This is a genomic window from Ruegeria sp. CJ6, from assembly GCF_056536665.1.
Genome location: NZ_JBQFQB010000007.1, coordinates 34253 through 47058, shown reverse-complemented (window position 1 = coordinate 47058; position 12806 = coordinate 34253). Strand labels below are relative to the sequence as shown.

At 54.4% G+C, this 12806-nt stretch carries 12 protein-coding genes and 1 tRNA gene; 7 read left to right on the top strand and 6 right to left on the bottom strand.

What is annotated here, in order from left to right; all coding sequences use genetic code 11:
- Positions 1-11 precede the first annotated feature (11 nt).
- Together ACR0BT_RS18175 and ACR0BT_RS18170 are read left to right on the top strand one after the other, a co-directional pair.
- Positions 12-1022: an Ldh family oxidoreductase gene (locus tag ACR0BT_RS18175; protein WP_170566737.1), complete on the top strand. Its 1011-nt coding sequence runs from the start codon at positions 12-14 to the stop codon at positions 1020-1022.
- Positions 1023-1099: 77 nt separating this feature from the next.
- Positions 1100-2917: a BCCT family transporter gene (locus tag ACR0BT_RS18170; RefSeq protein WP_480615910.1), complete on the top strand. Its 1818-nt coding sequence runs from the start codon at positions 1100-1102 to the stop codon at positions 2915-2917.
- A 621-nt stretch (positions 2918-3538) separates the two neighbouring features.
- Here the strand turns inward: ACR0BT_RS18170 and ACR0BT_RS18165 are convergent.
- The 6 genes from ACR0BT_RS18165 to ACR0BT_RS18140 all read right to left on the bottom strand — a co-directional run bounded on the left by ACR0BT_RS18165 (position 3539) and on the right by ACR0BT_RS18140 (position 8911).
- Positions 3539-4153, bottom strand: coding sequence for a YidC/Oxa1 family membrane protein insertase (locus tag ACR0BT_RS18165; RefSeq protein ID WP_170398434.1), 615 nt, complete (start codon positions 4151-4153; stop codon positions 3539-3541).
- A 44-nt stretch (positions 4154-4197) separates the two neighbouring features.
- The gene (locus ACR0BT_RS18160) at positions 4198-5646 is read right to left on the bottom strand and encodes a class I SAM-dependent methyltransferase (protein ID WP_480763772.1); all 1449 of its coding nucleotides are present in this window, start codon (positions 5644-5646) and stop codon (positions 4198-4200) included.
- Entirely contained in the window at positions 5615-5842 is a 228-nt protein-coding gene (locus tag ACR0BT_RS18155; protein WP_170398438.1) for a hypothetical protein, read from the bottom strand. The genes ACR0BT_RS18160 and ACR0BT_RS18155 overlap by 32 nt, the downstream gene beginning before the upstream one ends.
- On the bottom strand, positions 5835-7331 hold the full coding sequence (locus tag ACR0BT_RS18150) for an alkaline phosphatase family protein (protein ID WP_170625442.1): 1497 nt from the start codon (positions 7329-7331) through the stop codon (positions 5835-5837). Before ACR0BT_RS18150 ends, ACR0BT_RS18155 begins: the two co-directional genes overlap by 8 nt.
- Before the next feature lie 814 nt (positions 7332-8145).
- Positions 8146-8757, bottom strand: coding sequence for a DUF6538 domain-containing protein (locus tag ACR0BT_RS18145; protein ID WP_170625443.1), 612 nt, complete (start codon positions 8755-8757; stop codon positions 8146-8148).
- A 79-nt stretch (positions 8758-8836) separates the two neighbouring features.
- A tRNA-Thr gene (locus tag ACR0BT_RS18140) sits at positions 8837-8911 on the bottom strand.
- 83 nt (positions 8912-8994) lie between these two features.
- Here ACR0BT_RS18140 and ACR0BT_RS18135 point away from each other — a divergent pair.
- The 5 genes from ACR0BT_RS18135 to hisD are packed head-to-tail and all read left to right on the top strand — an operon-like array spanning position 8995 to position 12778.
- On the top strand, positions 8995-9150 hold the full coding sequence (locus ACR0BT_RS18135) for a hypothetical protein (protein ID WP_480763771.1): 156 nt from the start codon (positions 8995-8997) through the stop codon (positions 9148-9150).
- Between the two features lie 6 nt (positions 9151-9156).
- On the top strand, positions 9157-10425 hold the full coding sequence (gene murA, locus ACR0BT_RS18130) for a UDP-N-acetylglucosamine 1-carboxyvinyltransferase (protein WP_480588246.1): 1269 nt from the start codon (positions 9157-9159) through the stop codon (positions 10423-10425).
- Positions 10422-10898: a DUF2948 family protein gene (locus ACR0BT_RS18125; RefSeq protein WP_170408222.1), complete on the top strand. Its 477-nt coding sequence runs from the start codon at positions 10422-10424 to the stop codon at positions 10896-10898. The genes murA and ACR0BT_RS18125 overlap by 4 nt, the downstream gene beginning before the upstream one ends.
- Entirely contained in the window at positions 10895-11416 is a 522-nt protein-coding gene (locus ACR0BT_RS18120; protein WP_170613241.1) for a GNAT family N-acetyltransferase, read from the top strand. Before ACR0BT_RS18125 ends, ACR0BT_RS18120 begins: the two co-directional genes overlap by 4 nt.
- Positions 11417-11476: 60 nt before the next feature.
- On the top strand, positions 11477-12778 hold the full coding sequence (gene hisD, locus ACR0BT_RS18115; protein ID WP_480763770.1) for a histidinol dehydrogenase: 1302 nt from the start codon (positions 11477-11479) through the stop codon (positions 12776-12778).
- The last annotated feature ends 28 nt before the right edge of the window (positions 12779-12806 follow it).

Below are 12806 nucleotides of genomic sequence, written 5' to 3'. Positions count from 1 at the left end.
GAGAGACCGACATGATCGAAACCCGTACCCTTAGCCTTGCTGAAATCGAGGATCTTTCTTTCCGTGCGTTGGTGTCCGCGGGCACCAGCGAAGAAAACGCGCGTCCATTGGCAATTGCAACCGCCGCAACCGAGGCGGACGGGGTAGCGAGCCATGGTCTGGCCTATATCCCGATCTATTGCGAACATGTTCAGTGCGGCAAGGTAGATGGGCAGGCCACCCCTCAGCTGTCCCAGCCGCGCCCCGGCGTAGTGACGGTCGACGCCGCGACCGGGTTCGCCCACACGGCGATCGACGCGGGGTTCGAGGCATTGATCGCTGCGGCGCGCACGCAGGGCGTTGCGGTGCTAGCGATCCGCAACAGCTATAACTGCGGCGTTCTGGGGTATCACACCTACCGGCTGGCGCAGGCTGGTTTTGTGGGACTTGGGTTCACCAACGCGCCCGCCTCCATCGCGCCGTCCGGGGGTGCCAAGCCCGTGGTCGGGACCAATCCGTTCTCAATCGCAGTCCCCGGAAACGATGGCCAACCCGCATTACTGATCGATCAAAGTGCCAGCACCATCGCAAAAAGCGAGGTCATGAAACACGCACGCGAAGGCAAACCAATCCCGGTTGGCTGGGCGTTGGACGCAGATGGCAACCCTACGACCGACCCGAATGTTGGGCTTAAGGGTTCCATGGCCCCATCGGGTGGGTACAAGGGGGTTGGCGTTGCCCTGATGACCGAGGTTTTGGCTGCAGCGCTGACCGGTGCCACGCTTGGGATACACGCCTCACCTTTTTCGGGAACCGCCGGTGGGCCTCCGAAAACAGGCCAGTTCTTTATTGCAATTGACGCTTCTGCGACTGCGGATGACGCATTTTCTTCCAGAATTGTCGATCTTGTCGAAGCGATCCGATCTCAGAACGGCGCACATTTGCCCGGTGACGGCCGCCAGGCAAAGCGTTTGGTGGCCAAGAACGATGGTGTGGCTGTCAGTGTAGCGACCCTCGACAAAATAGAAGCTCTGCTGACGTAGGGCTCGATGGCGAAGCTCCGGGACGCTCATGAAGATCTTTCTGGAAATCAGGACACGTGCGAATAGGGAGGAAACACATGTCTATGAAGGAACCTTTTACCGATCTGGAGATCAAGCGATCTTCGGGCGGGTTTTATGAAGGGCACAGTGTTGAGATTGCCTTGCTGAGCAAGTCAATCATGGTCGCGCTGGTTATCTGGGCGCTTGTCTGGCCCGCAAATGCAAACGGAGTTCTTGGAAGCCTGAACTCGCGTCTGCTAGAAGATTTCAACGCCTTCTATATCATTATTGTCGGCTTTTTTGTCTTTTTCCTGTTTGTCGTGGCGGCGCTGCCGCAAACCGGTAAGCGGCTTATGGGCCCAGAGGGCGAAAAACCAGAATTCTCGGATTTCTCATGGTTTTCGATGATGTTTGGCGCGGGCTTGGGCGTCGGTCTCATGGTGTTCGCTACCGCTGAGCCTTTAGGGCTGTGGGGATCGAACCCGGTTGTCATCGCGGGCGATGTCGTCGGCAATAGCGAAGACGCATTGCAGTCGGGATATCGCTACACTTTCCTGCATTACGGGTTTCACGCCTGGGCGATCTATGTGGTGACCGGCCTGTCGCTGGCGTATTACGCCTACACGCGCAACATGCCCCTGACTATTCGCACCGCGCTGACACCTCTGTTCGGCAAGCTGATGAACGGCTTCCTGGGCCACGTCGTGGATGTACTGGGCGTGGTGGCAACCATTTTGGGTGTTTCAGTTACCATCGGGTACGGGGTTTCGCAGTTCATCGACGGCCTTTACGCCATTTCGGGTATGGAATGGATGATGGATCTGACCGGTGACGCACCGGCCCCCAGCACTGTTGGTCTGCTGGCTGGCCTCATCGTGATCATGGGCCTCTCGATCATCTCGGCTGTCTCTGGTGTTGGTCGTGGCGTCAAGTACCTGTCTAACCTGAACCTGGTGTTGTCGCTGATCCTGTTGCTGGTCTTTGTTGTCTTTGGGTCGTTCCTGTTCGCGATGACGACTTACGCAACTGCATTTGTCGATTACATCCAGCACTTCATTTCGCTCAGCTTTGGTGCTTTCAATCCGCAATCGGCGGCGGCGTTTGATGCCGCCCTGCCGAGTGAAGCAGCGCCGTTTGCCGATGCGCTTTACGCCGGTGCGACCAATCCTTGGGGATCGTTTGACGGGTTCAAATCTGGCCTAGAAGGCGACGCCGCCTCGCTGCCGGAATCTGTTCTGGCTTCGGTCTACGCTGCAGGTGATCCGGGTCGGCAGTTTGGCTGGCAAGCGGGCTGGACCACGTTCTACTGGGCCTGGTGGATCGCGTTTTCGCCTTTCGTCGGCCTGTTCCTGGCGCGCATTTCCAAGGGACGCTCTGTGCGTGAGTTCATCATCGGTTGTGTCTTTGCCCCTGCGCTGGTCTGCTTTGCGTGGATGACCATTCTGGGTGGCACCGCGATCGATCTAGAACTGAATGGCACCGCCGAAGGCGCGATCATCGGGGCGTCGAACACCGCCAAGCTGTTTGTCACCTTGCAAGAGATGATCACCGGTGGGCTGTTGTCTGGCATCACCGTGATGTGCGTCGTCCTGATCATGACCTTCCTGGTCACCTCGGCGGACTCGGGCATTCTGGTGATGAACACCATCATGTCTGGCGGAGATCAGAACATCGGCAACAAGCACAAGATCGTCTGGGGCCTTATCCTGACAGCGGTGATTGGCGCTCTGATCCTCGCTGCGGGTGAAAACAATCCGATGGACGCCTTGCGAAATGCGATGATCATCGGTGCGCTACCCTTTACGATGGTCATGGGCCTGATGTGTATAGCGCTTGCCAAGGCGCTTTATCGCGATGGTCTGAGGCAAAAGCAGACCACAGCACCTGCGGAATAAACCTAGGCACGGGCGGTTGTGATGCAACCGCCCGCTGTCGTCAGGCGCTTTTGCGCGCGTCAACTTCAACTCAATTCAATGAAAATTCCAGTGGCAGAGACGCCACGTGATCGTGCACCATTCGAAGCTTTATGTCGGACATGAAGATGGTGTGCCCGGAGGGAATTGAATTTGGATGAGGGAGTGCCAATACATTGATTTAATGATATAAAACCATACGTAGAGCAGCTATGTGTGGCGGTCCTGCGGAGGCGTATTGGCCAATATCATGACTAACATAAGCTACAATGTAACTTCGGCAATTGTTGAAGGAATATCCTTCGCAAGCTTCTCGATAGCCGAACACTTGCACCTACGCGTCCTCGCATTTAGTCAGGATATCGTGAATGCACCGGGCAGCCTTCAGCTCAGAGCAAAGTTACTCTACAAACTTTGCAGATTCTCAGATACGCACCAAACATCATTTCGCCACCGTTTCTACAGCGAACTTTATTGGTCAGCTAAATAATAGCTGCTTCCTGTAACCGTGAATTCGCTGCCGGACGACACTGGAGCTGTCTCCTAAAACGGGAGAGGCAATCTGGCGCGAGACACAGGTTGTCGCCAACCGAAAGTTCACCTCTAACGAGGATTCTGGCTTCTCGCCGCAAAAAAGATGATCCCGGCACAAATGTTCATGCTAATCCAGTAGAGTATTAGTGCAGATGCAAGTGAATAGACCAACGCAAAAAGAACAACCGACACGATTAAGTAACGGATCAATTGATCCTTTTGGTTATGCCAGCGCAATAGGGCCTCGCTAATTCCAAGGAGCAACATTAAGATAGGGAGTAAATTTAATCCAAAAAACAGATGATCTTGTTCCGAAAGATCACTAATTAACAAAAAGCTAACGCCTTTCAATTCATCCGAGCCTCCAAAAATAAAGATCGCCGAAATCAGAAATGGAAGCATAACAACGAACGATGTTCCGGCGACGATCGATTTGATTGGATGATAGCCGTGTTTTTCATAAACTTTTTCAACTACTTCGAATCGTTTTTCGCCTTTTAGTCCAGCAGCTTGCTTTGCGATATCGATGTCGACCAACTGCTTGACCGCGAGAAATTTATCCTCGGACTTTTTCGCCCACTTCTTAAGCGGGATGGTCAAAATCGAGATCACCATTGCAAGCAGAATTATCGATAGCCCAGCAGAATTCGTTGCAGTCCACATCAAATCGAACAGCAAGTCCATCGGATATATAACCGGCAACAGGACCGTATAAACAACATCCCCTATCACTGTGGCTCAATATGGTAAATCACGCGCTTACCGCCTTTGAGGTCTTTGGAAGTACGCACTTTAAAGCGCTCTTTTAGCTCGTGCTCGAAGGCCACGCGGTCGTAATCCAGATACTGTTCCGTTTTGTTCTGCAGCAATTTGACGACCATCTCGTCGTGCCGATTAACGAACTCAATAACGATGTCGCAATTGAAAGACCGCAACCAGTCTAGGAATAATGCCATCGGGATATTGGCAGAAATCCGAATGTGGTGGACAAGGGCCAGAACCAGAATTGCATCTGGATTGGCGCGACTGTCGAATGAAGAGCGTTCCTTGCCTGCCCATCCCTGATTGGGGGAGACGTTGGACAAATCCAGCACTAACGGCAAGATGTTGTTGTGCACCGAGTGACTGGATTCATGCATAAACAGTTTCTGGACCGCATCGTGGTCGCCATCAGCTGCAATGACCAAGTCTGCATGTTCCGCAGCAATTTTTGAAAAAGTGCCTGTGTTGCAGCCGATATCCATTAGGCAATAAGGTTTCTTTTCTTGTACGAACTTTTGTACGAAACCTTTTTTCGCTTGGAGTTCCTCGTCATCGTAAGTGTGGGTTTTGTCGTATTCCGACCAGTCCGTGTGCTCGATGTTCACAGAGAGCGACTTGACCAGTCGCGTTACACTTTCAACAAGTGCCAGTACGTATTTTCGACTGACTTTGCGCTGACTTCGGTCCTGAGCGGGAACGGCATCGCGTTCACGCGCCTCAATCCGCTTTTCTACGCGAGCAGGTAGCAAGATGTGGCTAGCGACACCGCGCTTGAAACGGGAGAAACCTCTGAAAAAGTTCGCAGCCTCAACCGGAGGTATACCGTCCAAGTAGGACCGTAATAATGGAAGGTGATTGATGCCCAGATGACTACGCATCATCAACGGCGTCAGAAAACAGCAACAAAACTGTCGGTATGCCAACCAGGGTTCGCCTTCCTGCCAAGGCACAAACGATGGGATGTCAATAAAGACTGGTGCCGTACCTTCAAACTGGATGTTAAAAGGTGTTGAGTCCTTAATGGTCCACCCAGCTTCCAGCGCGTCGGTCAAGATACGCAGATGCAATAGAGCCGCTCGTCTTAGCATGGCGAACGACCATTCGTAAGAGTAAGAAACGATCGAGACAGGCTCATGCTGCATCACACCTGCCCATCCGGCTTCTAGGATTTCCTTTGCAACAGGATCGTCAGGCGCGCAAAGCTTGGTTTTTACAACGCGCTTTTCGATCTCAAGTTGTTGGTAGAAGGGCTCAGTCTGGAGCTTTTTGAAGTTCTCAAGCGTTTTATTGTCGACGCCTCGAAAAATCGCAGAACTGCCATTTTCGGGTAAGTCAATTGTATATACACGGCTGCTGGGGTCACGAAAGGAGCCACTATTTGCCTTAGTCATCGAGCGCTCGACTGTCTTCTTCATCGCTTTTTGTGCCAAATATCTTTCGCTTCAGCTTATAGAAGTACTTGCGGAACGTGTAAGCAATCGCTGCGAAGAACCCGAGAATTGTGGTTACAATGACGCTCCCCGAACCTGGATCCACGTATGCCAGAGCAACGGATGGGTGCACAATGGCAGCGGCAATGATGAGCAATGCCAATTTCTTGCGGCTATTCATATACATAGTCCTCGAATTTATCACTTACGCCGTCAACGCTTTGGTTGATTCTATAGACTTGATCCAGTTCCTGATAGCGACCCTCGGTCAGGCACTTTAAGATTGCTTCCGCACCTTGAACGCTCGTCGTATACGTCTGCTCATTTCTCAGGTCCACATAGGTTTTACAACGCCCCTTCGGAAAAACGCCCCCTAATATCCCAAAACGATCATGTACAAAGAACTCTGGGTCTTTCGCAAAACGGGTCTCCCAAGTTCCGCGGCTCCTCCATGGGCCGTGATCTCCAAAAATGTACAGAATCGCTGTCGGGTCTTCCCGTTCAAGTTGATCCAGCAGCCGTTTCATGGTTTGCTGTGCTTCCTTAGAGCGTTCCATATAGAAGTCATCAAATGCGGCGTCGGCATCTTCATCCTCGATGAAAAAGTCCTTGCCCGTGTGGCCGGGGGAGTAGATCGAAGCGAGCAAGAATTGCGGCTCCTTTTGACGTGACAGATAAGACACGAAATCAAGTACATGTGCTGCTTTGTCGACCTTTGTATCGGACTTGTTTTTGTCGATGAATCGGCAGAGACCAAACAACGACACCTGTCGAAACTTGCTATCATTGAATTCGCACGCGCCCGCTGTTCGCGACGGAATATGATACCGATCCACATAGCTGCCCTGTTCGGTCCCAAAGTATTTTCCGGCATAGGCCGTGTTGATTTCGTAACCATTGTTGCGGAAAATTGCGTTTAGTCGACCGTCGTACTTACCCGTGTAGAGTTCAAAACTTTTACGTTTGCCGCGATCAAATTCATCAACCTCCATCCGTAGCATTAGATTCATCGCATATTTTGTGGGGACACGGACCGAAAACAGATTCTCGAACCTGTCCATTCTGGTATAAACTGGTTCGTGGAAAGCTGTCTCTTCAATGCCCATGTAGCGAGATGTCAGGCTTTTGGGGTGAATTGAGTCAAACGAGATAAGATAGACATTTGGTTTTGTATCAAACGTGATATCTTCGATGCCTGGAAACTCTGTGTTTTCAGCCTCTTCATTCGCATCCAGCATGTCCCGCCCAGGGACAAGGATGAAAATCACAGCCACGATTACAGCAACTATTGCCCGGCCCCGAACACCCAAGCTCAGAACGATGTAAGTCAAATAGATCGCAAGGAGGCAAAGGCCAGCCATTGCTATCATCGGAAGCAATACGAATGCTTCGACCATCGACCAATTAATCGAAAAAACAGCGGCAGCGAAAAGCACACCCGTCAGAGCTCGGGCCGCTATTGCAAGCTTTGAAGGCAACAAATTTGCAACGACAACCATTGCAATAAGGGCGGAAGAACAGGCCAGAAAGGCTGTTCTGATGTAGTCCAACTCAACGGGGCGAAATTCATTTCTAGCGCTGAAAACTGTATCCAGCGTAAAAATCGATAGCGCTACAACTAATATGAATGCGCTTAAGAAAATACCCAGGAGTCTTTTGCGATTATTCATTGCAGAGAAATCAACTTTCGGTCTTCAGACGAGTGTTTAGAGAAAAGTACCATTTTCTTCAATTGCGGGTGGTTAAGGCTGGTTGAGAGCTCGAGAGGGACCGGTACTACACACTAGGGCTTTTGAAAAGTAGCTAGAGACAGTTCCGAGAGATTTTTAACGTGTTTTGCAGATCGGTCTTCGATGCAATCTGATTGGAACTGGCTCGCGGGCTCTAGTGATTTGGTTTTCTTCCGTTGGACTGGTCCTCCACTATGTTTAGGAAACCGGAGGAGGCACATGGCAGACAGGCGATCGAAGCCCGGGGAGGCAGTCACGAAATTGCGACAGATTGAAGTTCTGGCAGGGAAAGAGGTACCACTTTGCCTAACGTGAGGAGCATTGCACGTCAGAGCCACCCGTCTCGATGGTGACCAAAAGGTCCCGTAGGGATCACATTGAAATAGACCGGTCTGGCACCTTGACGGGAGATCTCAGCCCAGGCTCTGGCCATTCCGCAGCTGGTTCAAAGTCGTCATAATCGTCCACCACGTCATCACCCATGTGGACGTACCGCTTTAGTTCCATGAGGCGGCAGCGGCATGCATTAGTGCAAAGATAGAACTGCACCTCGTCGGTACCTAAAGGGCGCTTATTGATCGTCCATCGGTAGCTTCAATCCTTTTTCGTCTCGAAGGTAGTCACACTAATCTGCAATGTCCTTAGGCCTTACTCGAGAGATATCCTCGTGCTCCGGATAGGCAGCCAACGTGTCTTTCTTATGAGCGAAGTCTCAATCGTTGCATACATTCCCGTAGCTCAGGTGGTCTTTCTGTCACCGCTCCGTGAGATGGGTGAGTGCTGGGCCTTCTGCCGCCTTTTTTAATACGCCTTCGGGTTCCCATTCGGGGAAACGCATGACCTGAGGGTCCGGGGTGAAATCGCCTTCCGTTCTCTTCAACTGCTGGCTAGCCGCCTGCATCCAAGACCTGTGGACTTCACGTTGTAATCGCGCACGCGTCGGTTCGTCTACAGCAATACCTTCTTCCGCCAGTATCTCGTCAGCGACATCTCCGTACCATTTTTTAATGCCGCCTTCGGTAGCTTCCGCTTGTTGGCTCAGGTGCAGTACACGGTTCCATATCTCAGGTTCACCCGGTTCACTATCTAGCATTTCCATCAGGCGGAAATACACGCGACCAGAAAGAGCAACGATCTTTTTCAAAGGGAGGGTTTCAGGCTTTGACCGCGGGCACGCCCACTGCTTTTGGATTTTGGCGTATTCAGCCGCAAATCTCTCTTTGGCCTCTGCAGAGTCTCTGGTGCGGAGTGACTTTGACACCTCGGCACGGTCGAAGATTCCCTTAAGGTCCGCCGGAACTCGCACCCTGATGTAGTATATTCCGCTGTTTTTGTCTTTGCCTGGTGTAGGCATGATAAGCGTCACTGTGTAGAACTCCTATGTAGGAGACTGCAAGCGCAAGCCGCTGTTTTATCGTAAGTTTCTGATGAAAATAAGGAAATCATGGTGCTGCTGGAGAGAATTGAACTCTCGACCTCTCCCTTACCAAGGGAGTGCTCTACCTCTGAGCTACAGCAGCGCTGTGGGCGGGTGATTAGACTCAAACGAAACGCGGCGCAAGGGTGTCTGGACGGTTTTTTTCTACTCCTGTAGAGAAAGGCAATGGCAGACAAAAATTCACCTAAAAAACACGGCAAGTCCGAGGAAACGCGCGAAGACCGTCTAAAGGCGGCGCTAAAAGCGAATGTGGCGCGACGAAAGGCTCAGGCCAAGGCGCGAGCCACCTCCGGGGACAAAGCCGGCAAGGACGAGGGATAAGAGCAAATGGATTCGATTCTGGTAACGGGCAATGGCCCGCTGAACGGGCAGATTCCCATTGCGGGGGCCAAGAATGCATGTCTGACGCTGATGCCCGCGACCTTGCTCAGCGAAGAACCGCTGACGTTGACCAATGCGCCGCGTTTGAGTGACATCAAGACCATGACGGCGCTGCTGCGGTCGCTGGGGGCCGAGGTGTCTTCGCTGCAGGATGGTCAGGTCATTGCGATGTCCAGCCATGACCTGAACAGCCACACGGCGGATTATGACATCGTGCGAAAAATGCGCGCTTCGAACCTGGTGTTGGGGCCGATGCTGGCGCGGCTGGGGCAGGCCGTGGTGTCGCTACCTGGTGGATGTGCCATTGGCGCGCGCCCGATGGATTTGCATGTCGAAGGGCTTGAGGCGCTGGGCGCCGAGATCGAGCTTAGAGATGGCTATCTGCACGCGAAGGCGTCGGGCGGGCTGAAAGGCGCTGTGCATGAGATGCGCTTTGCCTCGGTTGGCGCGACCGAGAACATCGTCATGGCCGCCACGCTGGCCAAGGGCACCACGGTGCTGAAAAACGCCGCGCGCGAGCCCGAGATTGTCGATCTGGTCGAATGCTTGCGCAAGATGGGCGCTCAGATTTCGGGTGAGGGGACCTCGACCATCGAAATTCAGGGTGTCGATCGTCTGCACGGCGCGACCCATCAGGTGGTGACCGACCGGATTGAGCTGGGCACTTATATGCTGGCCCCGGCGATCTGCGGAGGCGAGGTTGAGCTGCTGGGCGGGCGCATGTCGCTGGTCGAATCCTTCGCTGCCAAGCTGGATGCGGCGGGGATCAGTGTTTCCGAAACCGACAAGGGGCTAAAAGTTTCTCGTAAGAACGGGCGTGTGACCTCGGTCGATGTGGTCACCGAACCCTTCCCCGGCTTCCCGACCGATCTGCAGGCTCAGATGATGGCCCTGATGTGCACTGCCGAAGGTGTGTCCGTGCTTGAAGAGCGTATTTTCGAGAATCGCTTTATGCATGCGCCCGAACTGGTGCGCATGGGCGCGAATATCGAGGTACATGGCGGCACAGCCACCGTAACCGGGGTCGAACGATTGAAAGGTGCTCCGGTGATGGCGACAGACCTGAGGGCCTCGGTCTCGCTGATCCTTGCCGGAATGGCGGCGGAAGGTGAGACGGTTGTCAGCCGGGTCTATCATTTGGACCGCGGATATGAACATGTGGTGCGCAAGCTGGAAGGCGTGGGCGCAAAGATCGAACGGATTAAGGGTCAATGACAGACGCAAGTTTCAAAGATGGCCGCGAGGCACCGCTGAACCTTGGAGCCGAGGATGCCGATGACCTGCAGGTGATTGCGACCCTGACGCAGGATGCGGTTTTCCCGGTGACCGAGATGACATGGCAACCCGGCCAGCGCCGCTTTGCGCTGCTGCTCAATCGCTTTCGCTGGGAAGACAAGGATGCCGCTGCCCGGCGCGGTCGCGCCTACGAGCGGGTGCAGGCCGTTTTGATGTTCGGCTCGGTTCTGTCGGTAGCCAGTCAGGGCATCGACCGCAGCGACAAGGACATGATCCTGTCTCTGCTCTCGGTCGAATTCGAGCCAAGCGAGGATGGTGCGGGGCAAATCCTGTTGACCTTGGCAGGCGACGGCGCGATCCGCCTGTCGGTTGAGGCCATCGATGCAACGCTCAAGGATGTGACGCGTCCCTACAAGGCGCCTTCTGGACAAGCGCCCCATCACCCCGAGTGAAGAATAAACGTGGCATCGCTCAGGCCTTCCCGAATCCGCCACGCGGCATCGCGGTGCGGCGGGCAACCGTGTTTGATGTATTCGACATCAGCCGTGTTCTGATCCGATCGATCCGTGACCTCTGTCGGGCGGATCATCTGGATAATCCCGAAAACCTTTCCCGCTGGTCTGCCAATAAGGATCCGGCTTCGGTCCGAAACTGGATCGATAGTGGAGCAATCCTTTGGGTCGCTACGCAAGTGGGAGTGGTTACTGCCGTGGGCGGTATAAGTGGCGAGGGTGAGATATCTCTGCTCTATGTCGATCCCGATCACGCAGGGCGCGGGCTCGGAGCAGCGCTGCTGCACCGGTTGGAAGAGGAACTGCAAGCACGTGGCGCCTCTGAGGCGCATCTGCACGCGACCAAAACGGCACATTCGTTCTATCTGGCGCACGGCTGGCATGATGTCGGCGACCCGACGGAATGGCACGGCATCCCCCAATTCCCGATGCGCAAATCGCTGCAACCAGTGGCCTAAGGGTTGAGGCCACCCGGCCCGGGCGATAAGACCCGTTGAAACGCTTCCGGAGTCTCTCACATGCCCGCTTTCCTCGATACGACCTCCGCCGATTTCGAACCTGCATTTCAGGCGCTGTTGTCCGCCAAGCGCGAGGACAGCCCCGACGTGGATGCGGTTGTGGCGCAGATCATCGATGATGTGCGGACCCGTGGTGATGCTTCGGTGATCGAACTTACCGCGAAATTCGACCGGCTGGAGCTGACGCCCGAGACCATGGCCTTTTCATCCAATGAGATCGCCGAGGCCGTCGCGCAGGTCACGCCCCAGGACCGCGCCGCGTTGGAACTGGCTGCAGAACGCATTCGTGCATATCACGAAAAGCAGATGCCCGAGGATCATCAGTGGACCGATGAGGCAGGCGCAACACTCGGCTGGCGCTGGTCGGCGGTGTCGGCCGCGGGGCTTTATGTGCCGGGCGGATTGGCTTCATACCCGTCGTCGGTTCTTATGAACGCAATACCTGCGAAGGTGGCGGGCGTAGACCGGTTGGCCATTGTCGTCCCCACACCTGAGGGTCAGGCAAACCCGTTGGTCCTGTTGGCAGCGCAATTATCTGGTGTGGATGAGATTTACCGCATCGGCGGTGCGCAGGCGATTGCCGCTTTGGCCTATGGCACCGATACGATTGCGCCGGTGGACAAGATCACCGGCCCGGGCAACGCCTTCGTGGCCGCCGCGAAACGCCGTGTATTCGGCAAAGTCGGCATCGACATGATCGCGGGCCCCTCGGAAATTCTGGTCATTGCAGACAAGGACAACGACCCCGACTGGATCGCGCTGGACCTGCTCAGCCAGGCCGAGCATGACGAAAGCGCCCAATCCATTTTGATCACGGATGACGCAGAATTTGGTCAAGCCGTGACGCAAGCGGTGGAAAAACGTCTTGAGACCCTGCAACGCCGCGCCATCGCCCAGGCCAGCTGGCGCGACTTTGGTGCCGTAATCACTGCGCGCGATCTGGACGAGGCTGCCGCGTTGTCCAACCGCATCGCGCCCGAACATCTGGAACTCTGCGTGGCCGACCCGGTGGCGTTAAGCCAGCAAACGATCCATGCCGGTGCCATTTTCCTTGGCCAGTACACGCCCGAAGCCATTGGCGATTATGTCGGCGGCCCCAATCACGTGCTGCCCACAGCGCGTTCGGCGCGCTTTTCGTCTGGCCTTAGCGTGATGGATTTTCTCAAACGCACAACGCTCAGCCAGATGACACCCGAAGCTTTGCGCGCCATCGGCCCGGCGGCTGAAACGCTTGCGCAATCCGAAAGCCTCGAAGCGCATGGCCTGTCCGTTTCGGTGCGCCTTATCCGGCTGAATGGCTGAAGTGACGCAATGACTTGGCGCGCATGGC